Annotated in this window: 21 protein-coding genes; 7 read left to right on the top strand and 14 right to left on the bottom strand. The window is 75.4% G+C overall.

Annotation, left to right across the window (positions count from 1 at the left end; translation table 11 throughout):
• Window positions 1-245 precede the first annotated feature (245 nt).
• Together EQG70_RS05110 and EQG70_RS05105 are read left to right on the top strand one after the other, a co-directional pair.
• A complete protein-coding gene (locus EQG70_RS05110; RefSeq protein WP_232035264.1) occupies window positions 246-2,045 on the top strand; it encodes a glycoside hydrolase family 13 protein in 1,800 nt (599 codons plus the stop codon).
• Between the two features lie 141 nt (window positions 2,046-2,186).
• The gene (locus EQG70_RS05105; RefSeq protein ID WP_109268166.1) at window positions 2,187-4,529 is read left to right on the top strand and encodes a DEAD/DEAH box helicase; all 2,343 of its coding nucleotides are present in this window, start codon (window positions 2,187-2,189) and stop codon (window positions 4,527-4,529) included.
• A gap of 4 nt (window positions 4,530-4,533) precedes the next feature.
• Here EQG70_RS05105 and EQG70_RS05100 read toward each other — a convergent pair whose 3' ends face one another.
• The 7 genes from EQG70_RS05100 to ssd form a co-directional block, all read right to left on the bottom strand.
• Window positions 4,534-4,968, bottom strand: a complete 435-nt coding sequence (locus EQG70_RS05100; protein ID WP_017832505.1) for an Rv3654c family TadE-like protein — start codon at window positions 4,966-4,968, stop codon at window positions 4,534-4,536.
• Window positions 4,952-5,317 (bottom strand): TadE family type IV pilus minor pilin, encoded by a 366-nt coding sequence (locus EQG70_RS05095; protein ID WP_017832506.1) that lies wholly within the window; start codon window positions 5,315-5,317, stop codon window positions 4,952-4,954. Before EQG70_RS05095 ends, EQG70_RS05100 begins: the two co-directional genes overlap by 17 nt.
• A 279-nt stretch (window positions 5,318-5,596) precedes the next feature.
• On the bottom strand, window positions 5,597-5,896 hold the full coding sequence (locus EQG70_RS18295; protein ID WP_017832507.1) for a DUF4244 domain-containing protein: 300 nt from the start codon (window positions 5,894-5,896) through the stop codon (window positions 5,597-5,599).
• Between the two features lie 251 nt (window positions 5,897-6,147).
• Complete coding sequence (locus EQG70_RS05085) at window positions 6,148-6,714, bottom strand: type II secretion system F family protein (protein ID WP_017832508.1); 567 nt, start codon at window positions 6,712-6,714, stop codon at window positions 6,148-6,150.
• The gene (locus EQG70_RS05080) at window positions 6,711-7,472 is read right to left on the bottom strand and encodes a type II secretion system F family protein (RefSeq protein WP_017832509.1); all 762 of its coding nucleotides are present in this window, start codon (window positions 7,470-7,472) and stop codon (window positions 6,711-6,713) included. The genes EQG70_RS05085 and EQG70_RS05080 overlap by 4 nt, the downstream gene beginning before the upstream one ends.
• Window positions 7,469-8,701 carry a TadA family conjugal transfer-associated ATPase gene (locus EQG70_RS05075; protein WP_017832510.1) on the bottom strand — a complete coding sequence of 411 codons (1,233 nt, stop codon included), beginning with the start codon at window positions 8,699-8,701 and terminating at the stop codon, window positions 7,469-7,471. The genes EQG70_RS05080 and EQG70_RS05075 overlap by 4 nt, the downstream gene beginning before the upstream one ends.
• On the bottom strand, window positions 8,698-9,792 hold the full coding sequence (gene ssd / locus EQG70_RS05070) for a septum site-determining protein Ssd (RefSeq protein ID WP_017832511.1): 1,095 nt from the start codon (window positions 9,790-9,792) through the stop codon (window positions 8,698-8,700). The genes EQG70_RS05075 and ssd overlap by 4 nt, the downstream gene beginning before the upstream one ends.
• 143 nt (window positions 9,793-9,935) lie before the next feature.
• Between ssd and EQG70_RS05065 the strand changes: the two genes are divergently transcribed.
• Window positions 9,936-11,684, top strand: coding sequence for a bifunctional 3'-5' exonuclease/DNA polymerase (locus EQG70_RS05065; protein ID WP_109268167.1), 1,749 nt, complete (start codon window positions 9,936-9,938; stop codon window positions 11,682-11,684).
• 30 nt (window positions 11,685-11,714) lie between these two features.
• Here EQG70_RS05065 and EQG70_RS05060 read toward each other — a convergent pair whose 3' ends face one another.
• The 3 genes from EQG70_RS05060 to nth form a co-directional block, all read right to left on the bottom strand.
• Window positions 11,715-15,422 (bottom strand): nSTAND1 domain-containing NTPase, encoded by a 3,708-nt coding sequence (locus EQG70_RS05060; RefSeq protein WP_167508858.1) that lies wholly within the window; start codon window positions 15,420-15,422, stop codon window positions 11,715-11,717.
• A 109-nt stretch (window positions 15,423-15,531) separates the two neighbouring features.
• Complete coding sequence (locus EQG70_RS05055; protein WP_081615713.1) at window positions 15,532-16,221, bottom strand: NUDIX hydrolase; 690 nt, start codon at window positions 16,219-16,221, stop codon at window positions 15,532-15,534.
• A gap of 101 nt (window positions 16,222-16,322) precedes the next feature.
• Window positions 16,323-17,198, bottom strand: a complete 876-nt coding sequence (nth, locus tag EQG70_RS05050) for an endonuclease III (protein ID WP_109268169.1) — start codon at window positions 17,196-17,198, stop codon at window positions 16,323-16,325.
• A gap of 174 nt (window positions 17,199-17,372) precedes the next feature.
• Between nth and acs the strand changes: the two genes are divergently transcribed.
• Window positions 17,373-19,322: an acetate--CoA ligase gene (gene acs, locus EQG70_RS05045; RefSeq protein WP_035925083.1), complete on the top strand. Its 1,950-nt coding sequence runs from the start codon at window positions 17,373-17,375 to the stop codon at window positions 19,320-19,322.
• Window positions 19,323-19,432: 110 nt separating this feature from the next.
• Window positions 19,433-19,882 carry a type II 3-dehydroquinate dehydratase gene (gene aroQ / locus EQG70_RS05040; protein ID WP_109268170.1) on the top strand — a complete coding sequence of 150 codons (450 nt, stop codon included), beginning with the start codon at window positions 19,433-19,435 and terminating at the stop codon, window positions 19,880-19,882.
• A gap of 4 nt (window positions 19,883-19,886) precedes the next feature.
• Here the strand turns inward: aroQ and EQG70_RS05035 are convergent, their stop codons facing one another.
• Window positions 19,887-21,050: a MarP family serine protease gene (locus EQG70_RS05035; protein ID WP_109268171.1), complete on the bottom strand. Its 1,164-nt coding sequence runs from the start codon at window positions 21,048-21,050 to the stop codon at window positions 19,887-19,889.
• Between the two features lie 251 nt (window positions 21,051-21,301).
• Here EQG70_RS05035 and EQG70_RS05030 point away from each other — a divergent pair, with 251 nt between their 5' ends.
• Window positions 21,302-21,979 (top strand): Crp/Fnr family transcriptional regulator, encoded by a 678-nt coding sequence (locus EQG70_RS05030; protein WP_017832519.1) that lies wholly within the window; start codon window positions 21,302-21,304, stop codon window positions 21,977-21,979.
• Between the two features lie 78 nt (window positions 21,980-22,057).
• Here EQG70_RS05030 and EQG70_RS05025 read toward each other — a convergent pair whose 3' ends face one another.
• Genes EQG70_RS05025 through EQG70_RS05015 form a run of 3 tightly spaced genes read right to left on the bottom strand, consistent with a single transcriptional unit; the run spans window position 22,058 to window position 23,681 of the window.
• Window positions 22,058-22,927 carry an NUDIX hydrolase gene (locus EQG70_RS05025; protein ID WP_109243633.1) on the bottom strand — a complete coding sequence of 290 codons (870 nt, stop codon included), beginning with the start codon at window positions 22,925-22,927 and terminating at the stop codon, window positions 22,058-22,060.
• 34 nt (window positions 22,928-22,961) lie between these two features.
• Entirely contained in the window at window positions 22,962-23,447 is a 486-nt protein-coding gene (locus EQG70_RS05020) for a RidA family protein (protein ID WP_109243634.1), read from the bottom strand.
• A 39-nt stretch (window positions 23,448-23,486) separates the two neighbouring features.
• Window positions 23,487-23,681, bottom strand: a complete 195-nt coding sequence (locus EQG70_RS05015; protein WP_031282517.1) for a DUF4177 domain-containing protein — start codon at window positions 23,679-23,681, stop codon at window positions 23,487-23,489.
• Window positions 23,682-23,772: 91 nt separating this feature from the next.
• Here EQG70_RS05015 and EQG70_RS05010 point away from each other — a divergent pair, with 91 nt between their 5' ends.
• Window positions 23,773-25,929, top strand: a complete 2,157-nt coding sequence (locus tag EQG70_RS05010; RefSeq protein WP_109268172.1) for a transglycosylase domain-containing protein — start codon at window positions 23,773-23,775, stop codon at window positions 25,927-25,929.
• The last annotated feature ends 14 nt before the right edge of the window (window positions 25,930-25,943 follow it).

The raw sequence follows: 25,943 nt of genomic DNA, 5'->3' as shown, positions 1-25,943 counted from the left end.
CCGTCCGTGCGGTGGAGTGCAGTGCGGCACGCGGACCGACGCCACCCTCGGGGTGTTGATTCGAACATACCACGTGTGTATTTATGTTGCTTCCGGTTCGGGCTCGGCGGTGTTGCCGGTGCACTCCGTTCGAGCAGACTGGTCGGGTATCGAGACCGCTCGCGGCTGCACGACGACGCCGCCACGCCGGGGGCCGTTGCCTGCCGACGGGCGGTCGTCAGCGGCGTCACCCGAGGAGCAGCCGAATGAGCACCCGCACCCAGCAGCAGGACATCACCGCGCAGCGGCCCGGCACCGGCAGCGGCGCCGGGGACACCCCCGCGTGGTGGACCGACGCGGTCGTCTACCAGATCTACCCCCGCTCCTTCGCGGACTCCGACGGCGACGGGATCGGCGACCTCGGCGGCATCATCGCCCACCTCGACCACCTGCAGGACCTGGGCGTGGACGTCGTCTGGCTGTCCCCGATCTACTCGTCCCCGCAGGACGACAACGGCTACGACATCAGCGACTACCAGGACATCGACCCGGTCTTCGGCACCCTCGAGCAGTTCGACGAGCTGCTCGGGGCGGTGCACGCCCGCGGCATGAAACTGGTGATGGACCTCGTGGTCAACCACACCTCCGACGAGCACCCGTGGTTCGTCGAGTCCCGCTCCTCGCCGGACTCGCCGAAACGGGACTGGTACTGGTGGCGCGCTCCCCGCCGGGGGATGGAGGCCGGCGCGCCGGGCGCGGAGCCGACGAACTGGCAGAGCTTCTTCTCGGGTTCCACCTGGGAGCTGGACGAGGCCTCCGGGGAGTACTACCTGCACCTGTTCTCCCGCAAGCAGCCGGACCTGAACTGGGAGAACCCCGAGGTGCGGCAGGCCGTCCACGCCATGATGCGCTGGTGGCTGGACCGCGGCGTGGACGGCTTCCGCATGGACGTCATCAACATGATCAGCAAGGACGTCGCCGAGGACGGCCACCTGCACGACGGGCCCCCGGTGGACGGGACGCCCTGGGGCGACGGCTCCGCGTCCTACCTGTGCGGTCCCCGGATCCACGAGTTCCTCCAGGAGATGCACCGCGAGGTCTTCGCCGGCCGGGACGCCGAGCTCATCACGGTGGGCGAGATGCCCGGCGTCACCGTGGAGCAGGCCCAGCTCTTCACCGATCCGGCCCGCGCCGAGGTGGACATGGTCTTCCAGTTCGAGCACGTGGGCCTCGACCACGGGCCCGGCGGGAAGTTCGACCCCGAGCCGCTGCGCCTGACGGACCTGAAGGCCTCGCTGGGCCGCTGGCAGGAGGGCCTGGAGGAGGTCGGCTGGAACTCCCTGTACTGGAACAACCACGACCAGCCCCGCGCGGTCTCCCGCTTCGGCGACGACAGCCCCGAGCACCGGGTGGCCTCCGCGACCTGCCTGGCCACCCTGCTGCACCTGCACCGCGGCACGCCCTACGTGTACCAGGGCGAGGAGCTGGGCATGACCAACGCACCGTTCGAGACGATCGAGGACTTCCGCGACATCGAGTCGGTCAACCACTACCGCCACGCCGTGGCCGCCGGCGCGGACCCCGCCGGGGTGCTGCGCGGACTGCGCTGGTCGAGCCGGGACAACGCCCGCACCCCGGTCCAGTGGACCGCGGGCGCGAACGCCGGGTTCACCACCGGCACCCCGTGGATCGCGGTCAACCCGAACCACGACGAGGTCAACGCCGAGGCCGCCCGGGCCGAGCCGCACTCGGTGTTCCACCACTACCGGCGACTCATCGAGCTGCGGCACACCGAGCCCGTGGTCGCCCTGGGCGACTTCACCATGCTGGCCCCCCACCACGAGCAGCTCTACGCCTTCACCCGGCGGCTCGGGGACGTCGAGCTGCTGGTGCTCGCCAACGTCTCGGGCGAGGAGGTCCGCACCGAACTGCCCGAGGGCTGGGCCGGCGCCGAGCTGCTGATCGGCAACCGCCCCGACGGCGTGGTCCCCGGCGACGAGGGGCTGCTGCGGCCGTGGGAGGCCCGCGTGCACCGGCGGACCCGGGGCGCGGACACGCAGGGCTGAGACGCGCCGCAGCGGCAGGGCGCCACCGCGCCGCGGCGCCGCACGGAGCCGCCGGGACAGCACCGAGCGCCTTTGCCCTGGCGGCTCCCGGCGGCCGCCCCGCCGGTGGGGCCGCCGGGGCGGCGGTGGCACAATGAACCGGTGCCGTCCTCCGACCACGTCTCCCTGATCCCCCTGCTCGGCCGCGGCGACGCGCCGGAGCAGGTGCGGCACGTCCGGGAGATGCCCGACCGGGACGCCGTGACGGTCCCGTGGCCCGAGCACCTGCACCCGGACGTGGTCGCGGCCTGGGAACGGCTCGGCGTGCACGCGCCGTACCTGCACCAGGTCCAGGCGGTGCTGGCCCCCCGACACGTGGTGGTCGCCACGGGGACCGCGTCCGGGAAGTCCCTCGCCTACCAGGCGCCCGTGGCCGACGCCGTGCACCGCGGCCGGCTCGCGGCGCTGGCGAACCCGGGCATGATCCACCACCCGGACGAGGCCACGGCCCTCTACCTGTCCCCCACCAAGGCCCTGGCCGCCGACCAGCTCAAGGGCCTGGACGCCCTCGGCCTGCCGACCCTGCGCGCCGCGACCTACGACGGCGACACCGACCCAGCGGAGCGCCGGTGGGTCCGGGACCACGCCGACGTGGTGCTGTGCAACCCGGACATGCTGCACTACGGGGTGCTGCCCAACCACGCGCGCTGGTCCCGGTTCTTCCGCCGCCTGAAGTACGTCGTGGTGGACGAGGCCCACTCCTACCGGGGTGTCTTCGGCTCGCACGTGGCCAACCTCATGCGGCGGCTGCGCCGGATCTGCCGTCTCTACGGCGCGGACCCCGTCTTCATCGGGGCGTCCGCGACCTCCTTCGAGCCGCACGCCTCCTTCGCCCGCCTCGTCGGCGTCCCCGAGGCCGAGGTGACGCCGGTGACCACGGACTTCTCCCCGCACGGACCGGTCACCGTGGTGCTCTGGGAGCCGGAGCAGACCGACGGCGGCGGCGAGAACGACGCCCCGGTGCGCCGCACCGCCCTGGCCGAGACCGCCGACATGCTCACCGACCTGGTGCTCCGCCAGGTCCGCACCATCGCGTTCATCAAGTCCCGCCGCGGCGCGGAGACGATCGCCCAGATCGCCCACCGGCAGCTGGAGGAGGTCGACCCCTCGCTGGCCCACCGGGTGGCGGCCTACCGCTCCGGGTTCCTCCCCGAGGAGCGCCGGGAGCTCGAGGAGGCGCTGCGGGACGGGCGGCTGCTCGGGATCGCGAGCACGTCCGCGCTCGAGCTCGGCATCGACGTGGCCGGGCTGGACGCCGTGGTCGTGGCCGGATGGCCCGGCACCCGGGCGTCCTTCTTCCAGCAGATCGGCCGGGCGGGCCGGGCCGGGCAGGAGGCCCTGGCCGCCTTCGTGGCGGGCGACGACCCCCTCGACACGTACCTCGTGAACCATCCGGAGGCGATCTTCGACGTCGACATCGAGGCCACGGTGTTCGACCCCTCCAACCCCTACGTGCTGGCCCCGCACCTGTGCGCGGCCGCGGCCGAGCAGCCGCTGCGCGCGGAGGAGATCGACAGCTTCGGGCCCACCGCGCCGGAGGTGCTCGGCTCGCTCGTGGCCAGCGGGCACCTGCGCCGCCGGCCGAACGGCTGGTTCTGGACGCACCCCCAGTCCGCGGCCGGGATGGTGTCGCTGCGCTCGGACGGCGGCGGGCCGATCCGGATCATCGAGACGGACACCGGCGCGGTGCTCGGCACGATGGACTCCCCCCAGTCCCACTACCAGGCCCACCCGGGGGCCGTGTACGTGCACCAGGGCCGGACCTACATCGTGGACGAGCTCGACGAGGCGGGCTCGGTGGCCGCCGTGACGCGGGCGAACCCCGACTTCTACACCACCGCGCGGGACATCACGCAGGTGAGCGTGGTCGCCGAGGAGCGCTCGGAGCGCTGGGGGCCGGTGACCGTCCACTTCGGCCAGGTGCAGGTCACCACGAAAGTGGTCTCGTTCCAGCGCAAGGCCGTGATCTCCAACGAGGTGCTGGGCGAGGAGCCCCTGGACCTCGCGGCCCGCGACCTGTTCACGAAGTCCGTGTGGTTCACCGTGCCGGGCCCCGTGCTGACCGGCGCGGGGATCGAGGAGCCCGACGTCCCCGGGGCGCTGCACGCGGCCGAGCACGCCGCGATCGGCCTGCTGCCGCTCGTGGCCTCGTGCGACCGCTGGGACGTGGGCGGGCTCTCGACCGCGCTGCACGCCGACACGGAGCTGCCCACGGTGTTCGTCTACGACGGCCACCCGGGCGGGGCGGGGTTCGCGGAGCGCGGCTACGCCACGGCCGTCGCGTGGCTGGGCGCCACCCGGGAGGCGATCTCCTCGTGCGAGTGCGAGCACGGGTGCCCGTCCTGCGTGCAGTCGCCGAAGTGCGGCAACCGCAACAACCCGCTGGACAAGGCCGGCGCCGTGCGGCTGATCGACGCGGTGCTGCACGACGCCCCCCGCGCCTGAGTCCTCACGGCGCACGGGCGGCCTCCGGGGGCCCGGCCCGGGACACGCCGCGGGCGGCCCCGAAGCGGGCGAGCGGCCCGTCCAGGGCCACGGCGGTGCGCACGTCCACGACGACCCGCTCCGGCTCCACGAGCGCGCACCGCTCGAGCCGTGCCCCGTTGTCCCGGGCCACGCGCTCGGCGGCGCCGCACGGGTCGCCGGCCACGAGGCCCCGGGCGGTGTCGGCGGCGGCGAGCGCCGCGAGGTCGGCGGCCTTGCCGGCACGGTGGGTCGCGATCCCCGCCTGGGCCAGCAGCAGCACGGCCACCAGCAGCACGCCGAGCACCAGGGTGAGCGTCAGCGCGTGCACGGTGCCGCTCCCCCGGTCGCCGTCGCGGTCCGGACAGCGGTCGGGCCGCCCCGGGATGCCCGGCACCGCGGGCTCAGCCACCGTGCCCATCGGCCGCTCCGGCCCCCTCCGTCTCGGCGGAGGCGTCCGCGCGCAGCTCCCAGCCGCCCCAGGTCCCGAGGATGCCGGGGGCGGGGCCGGTGACGGTGACCGTGGCCGTCCCCGCGTTCCCGCCCAGGCGGATCGCGGCGTCCTCCCCGGCCACGCGCAGCGCCGTGGAGCGGACCACGGCGGCGCTCTCGCCGCGGGCGGCGGCCCGGGCCGAGGCCCGCGCGGCCTCCTCGTAGCGGATCAGGGTCATCCCGGCCGCGGCGGCCGCGAGGAGCACGGCCAGGAGCAGCACGAGGGCGGGCAGCAGCACGGCCGTCTCGGCGGTGACGGCGCCGCGGTCCGGCGGCACCGGCCGCGGCGCGGACCGGGACCTGGGGCCGCGCGGCGACCACGGACGGAGGCGGGAACCGACACGCCACCGGGAAGCACGGGAACGGGGTCGGGACGGCGGACGAGACCGACCACGGGATGAGCATCGGGGGCGGTGGGCGGGCATGGTGGACTCCTCACGGGCAGGGCGCACGGCGGCTCGGGTTGCTGGGACCGGCGGCCAGGACGGACGGGGAGGACGCTCCCGCGGGGTCCGCGGCGCCGGGGACGGCACCACGGACCCCGCGGGAGCAGCCGCTCAGACGCCGAGCGCCTTCTCGATGATCGCGGTCAGGAGCTCGCGCACCTGGCCGGAGGAGAGGACCGCGGCCATGACCCCGCCGAAGGCCGCCGCGGCGAGCACGACCATGGCGTACTCCACGGTGGTCGCACCGAGGTCCGGGTCCCCGGCCCGGACGAGCGGGCGGGGCGGGGCGCCGGTGGCCCGGCGGGCGGACGGTGCGACCGGGCGGCCCCCGGCGGCGACCTCCAGGCCGGGCCCGGAGGGGCTGCGGCGCTTCCGGGCGGGACGGGAGGCGGTGATCTGGTGCTGGGACATGATGGTTCCTTTCGGTGCGGAGCGAACTGGTGCGGGGTGAGCAGGTGCCGGACGGCCGGCACTGGCCGGGCAGCACGGGCCGGGCAGCACTGGGCGAGCAGCACTCGCCGAGCCGGTGCCGGACGGGCGGCAGGGCCCGCCGGAGGACGGCGGACGGCGCAGCGCAGCGGCGCCGGGCCGGTCCTCGAGGGCGCAGGGGCGGACGGGGAACGCCCCGGCGGCCGGGGGCCCGCGGCTCCGGGCGCGGCGGGTCATCCGAACACCTCGGGCACGAGCCCCATCACGACCGGCAGGACGCCCCAGCAGACGAAGGCCGGCAGGGAGCACAGGCCCAGGGGCAGCACGAGCTGGACGGACAGCGACTCCGCGGCGCGCTCGGCCCGCCGGTAGGCGGCACGCCGGACCTGGGCGGCCTGCGAGCGCAGGCTCCGGGCCGACGGCGCCCCGGACGTCGCGGTGAACGTGAGCGCCTCGCGGTAGTCGGCCAGGTGCGTGGGCAGCTCGCCCGCCGAGGTCCACGCCGTGTGCCAGGGCAGCCCGAGCCGCAGCCGGGAGCCCACGCCTTCGAGGGCGGCGCCGTTGGCGTCCGTCCGGCACCCGCCCAGCACCGCCACGGCCTCCGCGAGCGGCAGACCGGCGTCCAGCATGGCGGCGGTGAGCTCCACGAGGACGCCGGCGGAGACGTGCGGTCCCGGCGGGCGGCGGCGGGCCGCGGCCGGACGGGGCGTTCCCGGCAGCCGGGCTCGGGACGGGAGCGCCGCCAGCGCCACGGCCGCCACCAGGAGCAGCCCGGCGGCGGGCGCTGCGAGGGCGGTCATCGCGCACCCACCGCCTCGGCGCGGCTGATCAGGGTGCGCGTCCACACCCGGCCGAGGCCCGTGAGCGCAGCGCCGGCCACGAGGGCGGCCAGCCCCCACGGGGTGGTGAGCAGCGTGCGCAGCGGGTCGACGCCCATGAGCATGCCCAGTCCGATGCCGAGCACCGGGAGCCAGGTCAGGATCCGGACGGTGGAGCGGGGGCCGGCCAGGGCGGTGCCGCGTGCGGCCTCGGCGTCGAGCTCCGCCTCGAGGGCGTCGGCGAGGCCGCCGAGCAGGGCGGCGAGGGGCGCGCCGGTGCGCTCGGAGACCTCCCAGCACAGGGAGAGCTCGGCGGTGGTGGCGACGGCCCGCCGCTCCAGCGCGCGGTGGCCCAGCTCCGGGGCCGGCACCCCCGCCAGGGCGGTCGAGACGCTCAGCCCCAGGCGGGCGGCGGCCGCCACGGACGTGCACAGCAGTTCGAGGTGCCGGCCGGTGCCCGTGCGGGCGGCGCGGCCCCCGGGCCCCGCTCCCTCGAACGCGGCCGCCGGGGACCGGCCCGCCTCCAGCAGCGCCGCGAGCCGGCGCAGCAGCGCGATCCACTCGGCGGCCTCCGTCTCGGCGTCCCGGGCGAACCGGGCCCACCACCGGACCGGGACGACGGTGCCGGCGCCCGCCCTCGCGGCCGACCGGACGCGGTGGCCCGGACCCGCGACCAGCACCGCGGCGCCCCCGGCGAGGCACAGGCAGAGGGCGAGGCAGAGGACGAGGACCGTGCTCACGGCCGGCCTCCCGCGAGGTCCCCGCCGGGGTGGGGCGAACGGTCGGGCGAGCGGTCGGACGCGTCGCCGGGCGTTCGGTCGGGCCGGTGGTCGAGCAGGGCGCACAGCCCGTCCCAGCCCGGGCCGCGGCGCACGCCGTCGTGGGACCGGACCGCCGCGGGCACGGAGACGAGGGCGCCGGCCCGGTCCTCGAGCAGGGACACCGCCCGGATCTCTCGGCGCCCGCCCGCCCGGGCCACGTGGACGACCAGGTCCAGGGCGCTCGCGGCCTGCAGCGTCACGGCCTCCCGGCTCATCCCGGCCAGGGCGCCCAGGGCCGAGAGCCGGGCGGGGACCGCCTCGGCGGAGTTGGCGTGCACGGTGCCCGCCCCCGCGTGGCCGGTGTTCAGGGCCGTGAGGAGCTCGCGCACCTCGGCGCCGCGGCACTCGCCCACCACGAGCCGGTCGGGCCGCATCCGCAGGGCCTGCCGGACGAGCTCCGCCAGGTCGATGCTGCCCGCGCCCTCGGTGTTGGCGTGCCGCGCCTGGAGACCGACCACGTGGGGGTGCTCGGGCCGAAGCTCGGCGGCGTCCTCGATGAGCACGATCCGCTCGTGCGCCGGGGAGCAGGAGAGCAGGGCGTTGAGGACGGTCGTCTTCCCCGCCCCGGTGGCGCCGCTGACCAGGAAGTTGGCGCCCGAGCGCACGGCGCCCACGAGGAGCTCGGCGGTGCCGGGGTGGACGGTCCCCGCCGCCACGAGGTCCTGCAGGGACAGGGTCCTCGTGCTGCGGAAGCGGACGGAGAGCAGGGTCCCGCCCGTGGAGATCGGCGGGAGGACGGCGTGCACCCGGTAGCCGGCGGCCGTCTGGACGTCCACGCACGGGTGGGCGGCGTCGAGGCGGCGTCCTGCGGCGGTGACCAGGCGCACGGCCAGGGCGCGCACCTCGGCGTCGGTGCGGAAGGGGGACGGGACGCGGCGCACCCCGGCCTCGGTCTCGAGCCAGACCTGGTCCGGCCCGTTGACGTAGACGTCGGTGAGACCCCGGTGCGGCAGCAGCGGCTCGAGCGGACCGAGACCGGTCAGCTCGGCGCGCACGGCCTGCACCGCCCGCAGGGTGCCGGCGGCCCCGAGCACCCGGCCGCTCGCGCGCACGGCCGCGGCGATGTCGGTGTCCGTGACCGGCCCGGGGGCGGCCAGCAGCCGGTCCCGCACGTCGTCGAGCAGGGCGGCCGGCAGCGCGGCGCTCACGGGGCGGCCCCCACGGCCTCGAGCAGGCCCGCCACGTCCCGGGCGAGCCGCCGGGAGCGGCCCGCCTCGAGCAGCCGGCCCGTCTCGGCGGCCTCCGGCACCGCGCCGGAGAAGCGCAGGGAGCCGGCGACGGGCAGACCGGTCGTGGCGGCGGCGAGGGCGTCGTCCACGTCGGCCACGTTGAGCCCGGCCGGCACCAGGCGGGCACTGGCGCCCGCCAGGGAACCGGCGGCCCACCGCGCGGCCAGCACGCCGCGCACCGTCCGGGGCGTGAGCACGAGGACCTCGTCGCACAGGGCCGCGGTGTCCGCCGTGCCCGCCCCCGCCCGGCCCAGGTCCACGACGACGAGGGCGGCCGCCCGGCGCAGCGCCTCGAGCACGCCGGCGTACGGCGCGGCGGCTCCGTCCGGCTGGGAGCGGTCCCAGGAGAGCCAGCGCAGCTGTCCGGTCCGGGCCATGGCCGGCCACAGCTGCTCGGCGTGCACCGTCCCGGCGATCCGGAGCAGGTCCGGCCAGCGCAGACCGTCCTGGTCCTCGAGGCCCAGCAGGACGTCGATGCCGCAGCCGGCGCGGTCCGCGTCCACGAGGACGGCCGGCCGGTCCTCGTGCGCGGCGCGGTCGGCGAGCCAGCACGCCAGCGTGGACGTGCCGGCCCCGCCCACGGCGCCCAGCACGCCCAGCACCCGGCCCGTGCCGCCGGGACCGGCGGGGCCGCCGGGCCGGGCGGTGAGCAGGTCGGCGAGCCATCCGGCGGCGTCGGGCAGCACGGCCACGGCGCAGCCGCCGAGGTCGGCCGCCCGGTCCCAGATCCCGGGGTCCTCGGGCCGGCCCACGAGCACCGTGCCCGGACGGACCCGCCCCCGCACGGCGTGGCGCACGTCCACGAGCTCGGTGTCCGCGAGCGTGCCCGGCGCGGTGGCCGCCGCCGCGCCGGGCGGATCGGCCAGCAGGTCGGCGCCGGCGGCCGCGCAGACGCGCTCGACCGTGGCGCGCAGCCCGGCGTCCTCGCTGACGAGGCGCACGGTGCGCGCGCGGACCGCGGTGCCCGGATGCGGCGGGGCCGGGGCGGAGAGGTGGGCGGCGGTGCTCATGGCCCCACTGTCCGGGCGGGCGGCACCGGGCCGGCCCGGCGGGGGCGCCGGTGTGGACGGGCGGCGGGCTTCCGGCGGCCCCGCGGGCGTGTGCAGTCCGGGCACCGGCGTAGCGTGACGGACCCGTGCAGGACAATGGCCGGATGCACATCGTGGTGGGACCAGCACAGGACGGCCGGGGCGGGCACCGGGTCCAGGACCTGACGGGCTCCGGGGACCCGGACGGGCCCGGCGTCGACGTGCCCGCCGGGGAGCTGGCCGCGTTCGTCGCCGACCGCGAGGAGGCCGCCCGGCGCGCCGGGTCCACGCCGCCGCGCTGGACCTGGGAGCGAACGGGCGCCGTCTACCCGCAGCTGCTGGCCGCCGGCGTCCGGGTGGAGCGCTGCCACGACCTGCGGCTGTGCCAGGCGATCCTCGCCACGGCCGCCACCGCCCACGGGTCCGGCGCCGACGGCCCGCTGCCCTACGAACCGGTGCTGCCGCCGCTGCCCGCCGACGAGGCGCCCGGGCTGCTCCCGCCGCCGTCCCCCGCCGAGGACCAGTCGAGCCTGTTCGACCTCCCCCGCGCCACGGGTCCCGACGCGGCCGTGCTGGTCGCCGAGCTGCGGGCACAGCTCGCCGCGGTGGCCGGCGCGGTGGACGCCCGCCGGCTGACCCTGCTGCTGGCCGCGGAGTCCCAGGGCGCGCTGATCGCCGCGGAGATGCAGCACGCCGGGGTGCCCTGGCGGGAGGACGTCCACCGGGCCCTGCTGGAGGACGCCCTGGGCCCCGAGCCGGCGCCCGGGGAGCGCCCCCCGCGGATGGAGGAGACCGTGGCCCGGCTGCGGGAGACGCTGCACGCGCCGGGGCTGAACCCGGACTCCCCGCAGGAGCTGCTCAAGGCGATGCGGGCGGCGGGGATCGACGTGACGAGCACCCGGCAGTGGGAGCTCGTCGAGTGGGCGCGGGCCGTGCCCGGCCTGGCGGCCCGGCGCCAGGCCCTGATCGAGCCCGTCCTGGAGCACAAGAAGCAGGCGCGGCTGCTCAGCGCCAACGGGTGGCACTGGCTGGCCACGTGGGTGCGGGACGGCCGCTTCCGCCCGGAGTACGTGGTGGGCGGGGTGGTCACCGGCCGCTGGTCGGCCCGCGGCGGGGGCGCCCTGCAGATCCCGCACGTGGTGCGGGACGCCGTGCGGGCGGATCCCGGGCGCGTGCTCGTGGTGGCGGACGCGGCCCAGCTCGAGCCGCGCGTGCTGGCGGCGCTGGCCCACGACGACGCCCTGGCCGCCGCGTCCCGCGGCAGGGACCTCTACCAGGCCATCGCCGACCTCGGCGAGGAGCGGGGCTCGGAGCTGACCGAGCGCCCCCAGGCGAAGGTGGCCATGCTGGGCGCGATGTACGGGGCCACCACGGGCCAGTCGGGCCGGCTCATGCCGCACCTCGCGCGGATGTTCCCCCGCGCCGTGGACTACGTGGAGCAGGCCGCCCGGGTGGGCGAGACGGGCGGACAGGTCCGCACGCACCTGGGCCGCTGGTCCCCGCTGCCGGGCCCGGCGTGGGACGCGACGCAGCGGGACACCGCCACCGAGGAGGCCGAGCGGCGCGCCGGGGCGATGGCCCGCGGGCAGGGCCGGTTCACCCGCAACTTCGTGGTCCAGGGCACGGCCGCCGAGTGGGCCGTGTGCTGGATGGGCGCCATCCGCTCGGCGCTGGCGCGGGAGGCGGTCGACGCCGAGCTCGTGTTCTTCCTGCACGACGAGGTTGTGCTGCACTGCGCGCGGGAGGACGCCGAGCGGGCCGCCGGGCTGGTCCGCGAGTGCGCGGAGCGGGCGGCCCGGCTGGTGTTCGGGCGGATCCCGGTGGAGTTCCCCGTCAGCGTGGCCGTGGTGGAGTCCTACGCGGACGCCAAGTAGGCCGCCCCGGCCCAGGTCACAGCAGGGGCCTCAGCACAGGTCCCGGTAGGGGGCGCCGGTCACGTGCCGGCGCCACTCGTCCTCCGTGATCGGGTCGCCCCGGTTGGCGCAGACCGCCTCGACCGCGTCCTCGGCCCGGACCAGCCAGCTGCGCACCACGCCGTCGTCGCCGGTGGCGACCAGCCGGTCCCCCACGAACCGCACGTCGTTCATCCGGTCGCCGGAGGCGGACAGGGCCGCGTAGACGTCGAGGTCCGCGGCGCCCACGGTCCACATCCACACGAACTTGTCGCCGGAGGCCCCGGCCAGCAGGGTGCCGTCCGCGGAGAACTGCAGGCCCTTGACGGAGGACAGGGCGTCCGAGGTCTCGCCCACGGGGTGGGGGTCGGACGGGTCCGCGACGTCCCAGAGCCGCACCCGGCCCGCCTCCGTGCCCACGGCCAGGAGGTCGGCCACCGGGGAGAACGCGATCGAGGTGGCCACGGAGTCGAGGGCCAGCCCCGCGGCCCGCCGCGGGGCGGCGGGGTCGGACACGTCCCACAGCTCCACGCCGTTGGTGTCGTCCGCCGCGGCGAACAGGGTGCCGTCCGCGTCGAACCGGGCGGCCTCCGAGCCGGGGACGGGGATCGTGGCCACCCGCCGGAGCGGCGCCTCGGGGCCGCGGCGCAGGAGGGCGATCTCGGAGCCCACCTCGGACCACGCCGCGATCGTGCCGGCGTCCGTCGTGACGTCGGCGCCCGTGATGCCCGCCTCGATGGCCGCGGCGCGCTCCGGCTCCTCCGGGCGGCCCCCGTCCAGGGGCCACACGAGGACGTCCCCGTCCTCGGTGCCCCCCGCGATGAGCGACGCGTCGGGGGCCACGGCCCCCGCGTACCAGAGGGTCTCCCCGGGCGGGGCCTCCGGGGGCGGCAGCGGCCGGGGGTCCTCGCCCGAGAGGTCGAAGAGGGACACGACGTCGGGGCCGACGCCGACGGCGCTCAGCACGGTGTGCTGCCGGTCCACGGAGAGCTGGTACACGGGCTCGCCCTGCCGGTGGATGACGGGCCCGCGCCGGTCCCATGCGCGGGTGGTGCCGTCCTGGGAGGTGGTGAGCACCCGCTCGCCCACGCGCAGCGCGCTGGTGACCCGGGCGGCGGTGGGGAGGGAGTCGATGCGGGCGAGGTCGGAGAGCCGGTGCACGTAGGCGTTCTGGTCGAAGCTGGCGGCCACGACGGCCTCGCCGTCCGGGGTGAAGGAGACGTCGCTGATCCAGCTGCCGAAGTCCGTGAGCGTCCCGGAGCGGGAGACCCGCTCCCCCTCGACGTCGTAGAGGCGCAGCTCGCGGGCGCTCAGCCCGGCGGCGAGGCGCGCGCCGTCGTCGGCGAGGTCCAGGGCCCGGACGACCCGCCCGGTCGGGACCGGGTCGAGGCGCTGCGCGCGGGCGCCGTCGGTGGCGTACCGGGTGATCTCCCCGGACGTCCCGCCCGCGTAGACCGTTCCGTCGGGGGCGGCCGCCAGGGCCAGGACGTCTGCGTCCTCCCCCAGCGCCAGGGCCGGCAGCGGCGCGGGGGCCCCGGGGTCCTCGATCGACCAGCGCAGCACCTCGCCCCGCCCCCCGGCCAGCAGCTGCCGTCCGTCGGGCGAGAGGACGACCGCGTTGACCGGTGTCCCCGCCCCCACGTCGAGCCCGGCCAGCCGCCGGGCCGGCGCCCCGGTGACGTCCCACAGGCTCACGTGCCCGAGCCCGCCCACCGCCGCGAGCACCCGCCCGTCCACCGCCAGGAGGTCCACGTCGCTCAGTCCGGGGGCGCCGTCGACCACGGCGAGGTCCTCCCGGTTCTCGGCGAGCCGGTCGCTGTCCCGCCACACGGACAGCAGGCCGTCCCCGGCGGCGCGCGCGACGACGGAGCCGTCGTCCAGCGCCGCGAGCCGGGACGCGCCGTCCGGGCCGAGCCACCGCTCCGGGGCGTTCACCGCGGTGGCGTCGATCAGGGCCGAGGTGCCCTCCCGGGTGGGGGCCATCCGGTAGGCCGCGAGGCTCAGCTGCGAGGCGAGGTTGGGCGACTCGCCCCGGATCCGGGAGGCCTCCAGCGCGGTCTGGCGGGAGAGCGCCTCGTCGCGGGCGGTCTCCGCGACGGTCTGGAAGCGCTCCGCGCGGACGCCCAGCGCCCCGGCCACCACGGCCGCGCAGACGGCCAGGGCGAGCAGGACGAGGGCCACGTGGCCGCGCCGCTCGATCTCCCGGGCGCTGCGCTTCTGCCGCTCCAGGGCGTCCTCGTAGTGGCGCTCGCTCTCCGCCAGGTACTCGCGCTCGGCCGGGCTCAGGAGCGCCTGCTGGCGCGGGTCCCCGGTCCAGTCCCGGAAGGAGGCGAGCTGGCCCAGCGGGATCAGGGCGAGGGGGTCGCGGTCGTTGGCGAGCCACATCTGGGTGGCCCGCTGCAGCTGCTGGCGGACGTAGAGGTCGCGGCGGCTGTCCTCGATCCAGCGGCTGAGCCGGGACCAGTGGTCCAGCAGGGCCTCGTGGCTGAGCTGGATCTCGTCCCGGTCGATGGTCAGCAGCCGGGCGCGGGCGAACTCCTCGACCACGGCCGCCCCGCCCTCCGGCAGCTCCTCCCGGAGCACCGGGGTGCGCACGACCGTGGCGGAGGTCCCGGTGCCGACCACGCGCACGAGCCGCAGGAACACCGCGCGGGCCACCTCCCGCTCGCGCGGGCCCAGCCGGGCGTGCACCTCCTCGGCCCGCCGCTCCACGGCCTCCGTGATGCCGCCCGCCGCGTGGTAGTCGGCCACCGTCAGCTCGCGGGTGCGGGCGTGCTCCCAGGTGCCGAGCATCGCCTGGGAGAGCATCGGCAGCAGGCCCACGCCGGCCTCCGTGCCGCGGGGGGCGACGTCCCGCAGGATCACCCCGACCAGGTCCGGGGAGACGCGGGCGCCGACGGCCTCGGCGGGGCCCACCACGATCCGTTCCAGCTGCTCGCGGGTCAGCGCGCCCAGCAGCACCGGGCGCTCCAGGGCGGTGCGCAGCTCGGCGTGCCGGCTCGCGGTGCCGAAGAAGTCCGCCCGCAGGCCGACCACGACCACCCGGTCCCGGCTCGCCGCGGCGAGCCGGTCCAGGAACCGCCCGGGCTCCTCGGCCTCCCGGGCGCCCGTCCAGAGCTCCTCCAGCTGGTCGACGACGAGCAGGTCCGGAGTCGCCGCGACGGCGTCCTCGAGCCGGCGCACCGGGTCGAGGCCCGGGGTCGTGGCCACGGCGCTCCACCCGTGCAGGGGCCCGCCCTCGGCCCGCAGCCGGCCGAGGAGCCCGGCGCCCAGCAGCGAGGACTTGCCCGCGCCGGAGGCTCCCACCACGGCCAGGATGCGGGGCCCGCCGGCGTCCGCCAGCCGCACCACCCGCTCGCCGAGCACGGCGACCTCGGCGGTCCGGCCGAAGAAGTGCGTCTCGTCCTCGGGGCGGTAGGAGCGCAGGCCCACGTACGGGGTGGAGTCCGGCCTGACCGGGGTGCGGGAACGGTTGACGTCCTCCCACCACAGCTCCGCGGGGCGCTCGTCCGTCAGCCCGAGGGCGTCCAGCAGGGCCGTGAACTCCTCGCGCAGGGCCGGGCCGGGCAGGTGCGCCCCGCTGAGCCAGCCCTGGATGGTGCTGGCCGGCAGCCGGCAGGAGGCCGCGAGCGCCCGGACCGACAGGCCGCGGCGGCGGCGCGCGGCGCTGAGCTGCTCGGCGAGCCGGGGCCGCTCGGGGCCGGGCGGGGGCGAGGCCACCGGGAGCCTCCTCGGGGGGTCGTGGGCACGGGGGACCCTGGAATGGTAAGTCCGCTTGCCGCGGCGCCGGCAATGTTGCGCCCGGGGCGGCGTCATGCCCCCGGGCGTGCTACAGCGGTGCGGGCAGGTCCCGGCCGGTGTCCCAGGGCACGGCCCAGCCCAGCGCCGTGAGCACCCGGTCCAGGAGCACTCCGGTGAACCCCCAGACGGTCACGGTGGACGCGGTGCCGGGCACGGGGACCGTGAAGGCGGGCGAGCGGTAGGTCTGCCGGCCGCGCGTGACGGTCGCGGAGTGCCGGTTGGCCGGGTCGATGAGATCCAGCACGGGGACGCGGAACACGAGGGAGGACTCGGCGTGGTCCACGACGTCCACCGGCGAGACGTCCCGCCACCAGCCCAGCACCGGGGTGACGAGGTGGTTGGAGACCGGCAGGGGCACCGGGGCCAGGGCGCCGAGCACCTCCACCCCGTGCGGGTCCAGCCCGGTCTCCTCCTCGGCCTCGCGGACGGCCGCGCGCACGTGGGCGGCGCTGACCTCGCCGCCGGGCACGGACAGCACCTCGTGCAGGTCCCCGTCCTCGGGGTCCAGGCGCCCGCCCGGGAAGGCGACCTGGCCGGGGTGGGAGCGCAGCGTCGCGGCCCGCTGGACCAGGAGGACGTCGAGGTCCCGCCCCACGCCCTCCGCGTGCTCGGCGGCGCGCGAGGGCAGGTCGTCGAGCGCGCCGAAGAGGATGAGCACGGCCGAGCGGCGGTAGTTCTCGTCGATCTGCCCGATCCGCCACGGCTCGCGGTCCTCCATCCGCAGCTGCCGGCCGCTGCGGGCCACGCGCAGCAGGTCCTGGTAGGCGTCGCCCACGGGCCGTCCTCCTCGGTGGTCGCGTCGTCGGTGGTCGGTGCCGCTCACGAGCTCAGGGGCCAGCCGTCGGCCTGCAGCTGGGCCCGGCTGCGCCCGGCGAGGAACAGCTCCAGCAGCTCCTCCCGGCCCGGGGCGAACTCGTACTTGAGCAGGGCCGCCGCCTGCGCGGTGTCCGTGGGGCCCTCACCGTAGGACGGGCACAGGTCCGCGACGGGGCACACCCCGCACGCGGGCCGCCGGGAGTGGCAGATGCGCCGCCCGTGGTAGACGAGCCGCTGGGACAGGTCGGTCCAGTCGCGGGGCTCGAACAGGGCGGCGACGTCCCGCTCGACCTTCACCGGGTCCTCCTCCGCGGTCCAGCCGAAGCGGCGGGCGAGCCGGCCGAAGTGGGTGTCCACGGTGATCCCGGGGATCCCGAAGGCGTTGCCGAGCACCACGTTGGCGGTCTTGCGGCCCACGCCGGGCAGGGTGACGAGGTCCTCCAGCCGCCCGGGCACCTCGCCGTCGTGGTCGTCCACGATCTTCTGGGCCAGGGTCCGGATGGCCCGGGTCTTGGCCCGGTAGAAGCCGAGCGGGCGGATGATCTCCTGGATCTCGGCCTCGTCCGCCTCGGCGAGCGCCCGCGGCGTGGGACAGGCGGCGAAGAGCCGCGGCGTGGTCGCGTTCACGCGCACGTCGGTGGTCTGGGCGGAGAGCACCGTGGCCACGAGCAGCTCGTACGGGGAGCGGAAGTCCAGCTCGGCGACCGCGTACGGGTAGGCCTCCGCGAGCACCGCGTTGATCCGGCGGGCCCGCCGCTTGAGCGCCAGCGGGGACTCGGGGGAGCCCGTCCGGCGGCGCCGTGCGGCGCCGGCGCGCGCCTTCGCGGGGTCCACGACGCGCAGGTGGGCGGGCGGGCGGGGCACGGCAGTCGGGACCATGCCCCGATTCTAGGCGGCGCGCCCGGAGGGCTTCCGTGACTCGGTGCGGCGTGGCCCCTGTGGAACCGGGTGCACCGATCGTCTAGGGTGAAAACGACACTATGTGAGCTGTGACACGGACGTCCGGTGCCGCCGGGGGTCCGTGCGCGGTGTGCGACGAGAAGGGAAGACCACATGGCTTCAGAGACCACGTCCGCCGAGGGCAGGACCTTCGCCCCGAGCCCGGAGTTCGCGGCCCAGGCCAATGCCACCGCCGAGCTCTACCGCCAGGCGGAGGAGGAGGGCGTCGACTTCTGGGGCCGCCAGGCACGGGAGCTGCTGACCTGGAACAAGGAGTTCACCGAGGTCCTCGACTGGTCGAACCCCCCGTTCGCCAAGTGGTTCCAGGACGGCACCCTCAACGCGTGCTACAACGCCGTGGACCGCCACGTGGAGGCCGGCAACGGGGACCGGGTCGCCATCCACTTCGAGGGTGAGCCCGGCGACAGCCGCAGCTACACCTACGCCCAGCTCAAGGACGAGGTGTCGAAGGCCGCCAACGCCATGGAGAGCCTCGGCGTGACCAAGGGCGACCGCGTGGCCCTCTACCTGCCGATGATCGCCGAGGCGGTCATCGCGATGCTGGCCTGCGCCCGCATCGGCGCGATCCACTCCGTGGTCTTCGGCGGGTTCTCCGCCGACGCGCTGCGCTCGCGCGTCGAGGACGGCGAGGCGAAGCTCGTGGTCACCGCGGACGGGACCTTCCGCCGCGGCAAGCCCTCCATGCTCAAGCCGGCCGTCGACGACGCCCTCTCCCGCGGCGGCGCCACCGTGGAGCACGTCCTCGTGGTCCGCCGCAACGAGGCCGACATCGAGATGACCGAGGGCCGGGACGTGTGGTGGCACGACGCCGTCGAGGCCGCCTCCCCGGAGCACACCCCGTCCGAGCAGGGCGCCGAGGACCCGCTGTTCATCCTCTACACCTCCGGGACCACCGGCAAGCCCAAGGGCATCATGCACACCACGGGCGGCTACCTCACCCAGGGCGCGTTCACCCACAAGAACGTCTTCGACCTCAAGCCGGAGACGGACGTCTACTGGTGCACCGCCGACGTCGGGTGGGTCACCGGCCACTCCTACGTCGCCTACGCCCCCCTGGTCAACGGCTCCACCCAGGTGATCTACGAGGGCACCCCGGACTCCCCGCACCGCGGCCGGTTCTGGGAGATCGTGCAGAAGTACGGTGTGACGATCATGTACACCTCCCCCACCGCGATCCGCACCATGATGAAGTGGGGCGAGGAGATCCCGGCGGAGTACGACCTCTCGTCCCTGCGGGTGCTCGGCACCGTGGGCGAGGCCATCAACCCCGAGGCGTGGACCTGGTTCCACCGGGTCATCGGCGGCGGCCGCTGCCCGATCGTCGACACCTGGTGGCAGACCGAGACCGGCGCCATCATGATCTCCCAGCTGCCGGGCGTGACGACCGCCAAGCCGGGCTCCGCGCAGGTGCCGATCCCCGGCATCAAGGTCGACGTCGTGGACGACACCGGGCAGTCCGTGCCCAACGAGACCTCGGGCTTCCTGGTGCTGCGCGAGCCGTGGCCCGCGATGCTGCGGACCATCTGGGGCGACGACGACCGCTACGTGGACACGTACTGGTCCCGGTTCGGCGAGATGTACTTCGCCGGCGACGGCGCCAAGCGCGACGCCGACGGGGACGTGTGGATCCTCGGCCGCGTCGACGACGTCATGAACGTCTCCGGCCACCGCCTGTCCACCCCGGAGATCGAGTCCGCGCTCGTCTCCCACCCGTCCGTGGCCGAGGCCGCGGTGGTGGGCGCCACGGACGAGACCACCGGCCAGGCCGTGATCGCGTTCGTCATCCTCTCCGACCAGGCCGACGCCGAGGGCCGGGACAAGACCGAGCTGGCCGAGGAGATGCGGGCCCACGTGGGCAAGGAGATCTCCCCGATCGCCAAGCCCAAGAAGGTGCTCATCGTCCCGGAGCTGCCCAAGACCCGGTCCGGGAAGATCATGCGCCGGCTGCTCAAGGACGTGGCGGAGGACCGGGAGGTCGGCGACGTCTCGACCCTCGCGGACCAGACCGTGATGCAGCAGATCGTGGACTCGCTCGCCAAGTAGTCCGCACCCCCAGCTCCGCAGCGCCCCCTCGCTCCTGCCGTGCGAGGGGGCGCTGCGGCGTCCGGGGACCGCGCCCGGACCGGCGGGCGCCAGAGTGAGAGGATGCGGGCATGACCACCACGCGCAGACCGATCTACGTCCTCAACGGCCCCAACCTCAACCTGCTCGGCGTCCGGCGCCCGGAGGTGTACGGCACCACGACGCTCGGGGACATCGAGGAGGCCGTGCGCGCCCGGGCCGCCGCGGGCGGGTGGGACGTCGAGTTCCACCAGTCCAACCACGAGGGCGTCCTGGTGGACCGGATCCAGGAGGCCCGCACGGAGGGCGCGGCGATCGTGATCAACCCCGCGGCCTTCACGCACTACTCCATCGCGATCCACGACGCGCTCGAGGCGGCGGAGCTGCCCGTGGTGGAGGTGCACCTGTCCAACGTGCACCGGCGCGAGGCGTTCCGACACACGTCCTACGTGTCCCTGCAGGCGGACGTGGTGATCGCCGGGGCGGGGGCCTTCGGCTACGAGATGGCGGTCGAGCACCTGCTGCGGACCCTGGAGGGGTAGCCGCTCAGGCGGCGCAGGAGCCGGAGTCCACGGCCTGGGTGGCGCCCGCGGCGGCGCCCAGCGCCCCGCGCAGCTCGTCCAGGGTGAGGGCGTAGCCGACCTGCCCCTCGAGGGCCTTGGCGAAGACGACGCCGACGACGGAGCCGTCCTGAGCCACGAGCGGGCCGCCGGAGTTGCCCTGCTGCACCTGACCGGCCAGCTGGATGATCTCCATCGTCCCGCCGGTCCCCTCCACGGGTGCGAGCGCGGTGCCCTGCACGGTGGCGGGCCCGGCGGCGAACGGCCCGCCCAGGGGGTAGCCCATGAAGGCGACCGAGTCCCCGGCCGCGGGGTCCACCCCGAGCGGCAGCGCGGCCAGCGGCAGGGACGGCGCGGAGAGGACGGCGAGGTCGGAGCCCGGGTCGTAGTGGACGACGGCGGCGGCGTGCACCTGCCCGTCCCGGGTCTGCACCACCGGCTCGTCCACCCCGGCCACCACGTGCGCGTTGGTCACCACCTGCCCGGCGTCGGTCACGAAGCCCGAGCCGGTCTGGTTCTGGCGGCACTCCACCGCCATGCCGTAGACCTGCACCACGGACTGCCCGGCCGCCTGCAGCGCGGGCGTGCTCGTGCTCTCGTCGGGGGCCTCCTCGGCGGGGAAGAGCAGCTCGTCGAGCTGACGGATGCCGGTGGCCCCGCCCACGGCGTCCCGGGCCTCGGTCACCGCCGCGCGCACCGGTCCCGGGGTGTGCTCGTCGATCGTGCGCAGCACGGTCGAGGACGCCACCTGCTGGGACACAGCCGGGATGCCCAGCTGGCCGACGAGCGAGGCGAGGAGCGAGAGCACGAGCGCGGCGACGGCCACGTCGAGGGCCGCCCCGGCGATCCGGTTGAGCGCGCCCAGGCGCATGCGCTCGGTGACGGCGGACAGGGCGCGGCCCAGCAGCCCGCCCAGCATCTGCCCCGCCACCAGCAGGACCAGGACCGTGGCGAGCACGGCGCCCACGCGGTACTGCGGGTCCACCTGCGCGCTCACCCACGGGGCGGCCGAGAACGCCGCCACCCCGCCGAGCACGAGCCCGGCCAGGGAGAACAGGGAGTTGAAGAAGCCGCGGCTGAACCCGTAGAAGAGGTAGCCCAGGAGCACGACGGCCAGGAGGACGTCGAGCAGGTTGAAGGACGGAGACATCGGGTTCCTCTGCGGGTTCTTCGGGGCCGGGGGCCGGGGAGCGAGCCACCAGCATAGGGAGCGTGGCTGGGAGATCCGTGGAGCGGGCCTGCCGTCCCGCCCGGGCCGCCGCGCCCGTCCTTGGGATTCGCGGGCCGGAGACACTACAGTGAACGTCAGGTACGTTAGGTCGCTCACACACCGGTGCGGGCGACTCCCGCTGACATCGGCCGCCACGGGCAACGGCCCGGCGGCACATCTTGAGGAGAACCATGGATATCGACGTCCTCCGCCGCGCTCCCCTGTTCGCGTCCCTGGACGACCAGGCCTTCGCCGCCCTCACCGAGGAGCTCACCGAGGTCGACCTCTCGCGCGGCTCCACGCTGTTCCACGAGGGCGATCCGGGCGACCAGCTGTACTTCATCATCTCGGGCAAGATCAAGCTCGGCCGCACCGCCCCGGACGGCCGCGAGAGCCTCGTGGCGATCATGGGCCCGGGAGAGCTGTTCGGCGAGATGGCGCTGTTCGACCCGAGCCCGCGCTCCACGTCCGCGACCGCCGTGTCCGAGACGCGCCTGGCCGGGCTCAAGCACGAGAACCTCAAGAAGGTCATCGAGCGCTCCCCCGACGTCTCCGCGCAGCTGCTGCAGGCCCTGGCCCGCCGGCTGCGGCGCACCAACGAGAGCCTCGCCGACCTGGTCTTCTCCGACGTGCCCGGCCGGGTGGCGAAGGCGCTGCTGGACCTGGCCGACCGGTTCGGCCGGCCCGCCACCGACGGCATCCTCGTGGCGCACGAGCTCACCCAGGAGGAGCTGGCCCAGCTCGTCGGCGCGTCCCGCGAGACCGTGAACAAGGCGCTGGCCGAGTTCGTCCAGCGCGGCTGGATCCGGCTCGAGGCGCGCGCCGTGGTGATCCTCGACCTGCAGCGGCTCAAGCAGCGCAGCCGCTGAGTCCTGCCCCGGCACCGGGACGGCCCGGTCACCCTCGCGGGTGACCGGGCCGTCCGCGTGTGCGGGCACGGAGGCGGCTCAGGTCAGGTCGAGGCGCAGCACGGGCCGGCCGTCGTGCACCTCGAGCACCGGGTTGCGGGCCACCACGGCCCGCTTCTTGGCCAGGAAGGCGATCGCCGAGGTGCACTCGGCGACCGACTCGAGCACGCACTGCACGCCGGGCGAGGAGAGGTCGTCGATCGTGCGGCCCACGGTGTCCTCCTGCCCCACGAGGTCCCCGAGCCAGCTGCCCGCCGGATCGGCCACGGCCTGCGCGGCGTCCACCCAGCGGCCCCAGACGCCCTTCGACTCGAGCACGGACGGGGCCTGCCCGTCGGGGACCACCGCGGTGAAGTAGTGGATGTCGTACCGGCGGTGGGCGAAGTCGGAGGTGATCCAGTGCGCGAGGGGCTTGAGCAGGTCGGAGCGCAGCACGAGCCGGCGCCGGCCGAGGACCTGGGCGAGGGACACGTCCCCCACGGCGAGCGCCTCCCGGGAGCGCATCCACTCGGCGCCCTCCACCGACTCGACGGTGCTCATCGTGTCCGACCCGGCCAGCAGGACGCCGGCCTCCTCGAACGCCTTGCGCACCGCGGCGACCACGGTGCGCCGCGCCCGGCCGAGGTCGTCCTCGACGCCGAGCCTGCGCGCCCAGTCCGCGGGGCTGGGCCCGGCCCAGTCGAGGGGCTCGTCGTCGTGGGGCTCGAGGGTCCCGCCGGGGAACCCGACGGTGCCGAGCGGTGAGTTGCCCGGGCGGTACTTGAGGTAGGTCTCCACGCCGTGCTCGCCGTCCCGCACGAAGACCACCGCGGCGGCGGGCGAGGGGGCGCTGCCGGGGATGCCGGCACCCCGCTCGAGCCAGGCCTGCGCGGCCCCGCGCTGGCCCTCCGGGATCTCGAACCAGCGCACGGCCGGCGGACGGCCCTGCCGCGGGGGCTGCGAATCAGCGGAACTCGGCAACGAGCTCCACCTCGACCGGCGCGTCGAGCGGCAGGACCGCGACGCCCACCGCGGAGCGGGCGTGCACCCCGGCGTCGCCGAAGATCCGGCCCAGCAGCTCGGAGGCGCCGTTGATCACGCCGGGCTGGCCGGTGAAGCCGGGATCGGAGGCCACGAAGCCGACGACCTTCACGATCCGGACCACCCGGTCCAGGTCCCCGACGGCCTCCTTGACCGCGGCCACAGCGTTGAGGGCGGCGCGGGCCGCGAGCTCGTGGGCGTCCTCGGGGGAGACGGTGCCCGCCGCCCCGGACGCGGACACCTTGCCGGTGGCGGGCAGCTGCCCGTCCACGAAGGGCAGCTGGCCCGAGGTGTGCACCCACGAGCCGGTGACCACGGCGGGCACGTAGGCGGCCACGGGGGCCGCGACGGCCGGGAGCTCGAGGCCGAGCTCGGCGATGCGGGATTCGACGGCGGAGCCGTTGCTCATGGAAGTCCTCCGGTGTGGTGGGGCTGCGGTGTCCGGGCGTCAGCCCTTGGGGCGCTTGAAGTAGGCGATGGGGTTGGTCTGGACGGGGGCGTTCACGTTGCCCGCCGGGACGTCGGCGGGGGTGCTGCCGGGGAGCACGGTGACGAGCTCCCACCCGTCGTCGCCCCAGTTGTCGAGGATCTGCTTGGTGGCGTGGATCATGAGCGGCACGGTGGCGTATTCCCAGGTAGTCATGGCCCCAGCGTAGCCACGAACGCGGGGACGCGCTCCGCCGTGACGGGCCGCACACCGGCTGCGGCCAGGTTCGCGCTTGTAGACTGTCCGAATGGCTTCCCGCAAGAACCCTGCCACGCAGGCACCGTCAGCCCTGGGCAACGTCGTGGCGTTCATCGCCACGAGCGTCGTTGCCGGCATCGTGGCCGCCGGTCTCCTGGTCCCCCCCGCAGCCGCCACCGGTCTCGCCGCCAACGCCTCCATCGGGTGGTTCAAGGACCTCCCGGCCCAGATGGAGGCGGGGCCGATGTCGCGCGCCTCCACCGTGGTGGCGCGGGACGGGACCGAGATCGCCACGTTCTACGCGCAGAACCGCACCCCTGTGTCCCTGGACGAGATGTCCCCGCACATGAGTGCCGCGATCCTCGCGATCGAGGACCGCGACTTCTACGAGCACGGCGGCGTGGACCTCGGCGGCATCCTGCGCGCCCTGGGCAACAACATCATCCGCCCGGACGCCCGCCAGGGCGCGTCGACCATCACGCAGCAGTACGTGAACAACCTGCTCATCGACTCCCAGGTCCGCGCCGGCGAGGAGGCCACCACCATCGGCGCCGACAAGGGCTACACGGACAAGATCAAGGAGATCAAGCTCGCCCTGTCCATGGAGCAGGAGCTGAGCAAGGACGAGATCCTCGAGGGCTACCTCAACATGGTGCTCTTCGGCGGGCAGAACTACGGCGTGGAGGCGGCGGCCCAGTACTACTGGGGCATCCCGGCGTCCGACCTGAGCGTCTCCCAGTCCGCCGTCCTGGCCGGGATGGTGCAGTCCCCCAACTACTACGACCCGGCCGCGAACCCGGAGGCGGCCACCGAGCGGCGCAACATCGTGCTGGACACGATGCTCACCACCGGGGCCATCACCCAGGAGGAGCACGCGGCCGCGGCCGCCGAGCCCATCGAGGTGGACCCCAACCCCACGAACTCCGGGTGCACGGCCGCCGAGGTCGCCCCCTACTTCTGCGACTACGTGGAGAACTCCATCCTCCAGGACTCGGCGTTCGGCGAGACCCCCGAGGAGCGGCTCAAGACCCTGCAGCTCGGCGGGCTCACCATCACCACCACGCTCGACGTCGAGGCCCAGCGGGTGGCCGAGGAGTCGGTCAACGAGACCCAGCCCCGGGACGACAACCCGGACAACGTCTCCACCGCGCTCGTCTCCCTCGAGCCGACCAACGGCGACATCGTGGCGATGGCGCAGAACACCTACTACTCCACCGGCGAGGGCGCCTCCAACACCACGTACAACTTCAACGTGGACTCGTGGATGGGCGGGGCCGGCGGCTTCCAGGTCGGCTCGACCTACAAGCCGCTGACGTACGCCGCGTGGATCGACGCCGGCAACGGCGCGGAGGACGAGATCGACGCGACCCGCACCCGGTGGCCCGCAGACCACCGGTGGAAGGCCTCGTGCCTGGAGCGCGGGTACAAGATCGAGCCCGGCAACAACGGCGAGGGCTTCGAGATCCAGAACGCCGAGTCCGGCTACACCCGCGAGATGGAGGCCGACTTCGGCCTGTACAACTCGATCAACACCGCGATCTACGCGATGGCCGAGGACCTCGACCTGTGCGACATCGGGGAGATCTCCGAGTCCCTGGGCATCGTCAACGGCAAGAACGGCGAGCCCGTGGACACCACGGTCCTCGCGTCCCTGCTGGGCGGCTCCGTGGACATCTCCCCCATGACCATGGCCCGGGCGTACTCGGCGTTCGCCAACCGCGGCGAAATGTGCGAGCCCCGCGCCCTCGAGCGGGTCGTGGACTACACCGGCAAGGAGTACGACATCCCCGAGACGTCCTGCGAGCGCGTGATCAGCGAGGACGTGGCCGACGGCGTGAACTTCGCGCTCAACCAGACCCTGGTCCGCGGCTCCGGCTGGCAGCGGGAGATCGGCCTGCCGGGCGCCTCCGCCGCCAAGACCGGCACCACCGACAACTCGACCCAGACGTGGATGATCGGCTACACCCGCGGCCTGGCCACCGCGTCCTGGGTCGGCAACTACGAGTTCGGCTCCCGGTCCCTGAACGGGCTGTCGATCGGCGGGGAGCGCACCGAGGGCGACGACTGGGTGGACGGCTCCACCTACGCCGGCGGCCAGTGGCAGCGGTTCATGGAGGAGGTGGCCCGGGACTACGACACGGACGAGTTCGAGGAGCCCTCCGACCGCGTGCTCGAGGGCCGCAACGGCACCTCGGAGCCCGGCTGAGGCCGGGAGCGGGA

Origin of the sequence: Kocuria rosea (assembly GCF_006094695.1) — a bacterium.
GTDB classification, from domain to species: domain Bacteria; phylum Actinomycetota; class Actinomycetes; order Actinomycetales; family Micrococcaceae; genus Kocuria; species Kocuria rosea.
This window is presented reverse-complemented; position numbering and strand designations above follow the sequence as displayed.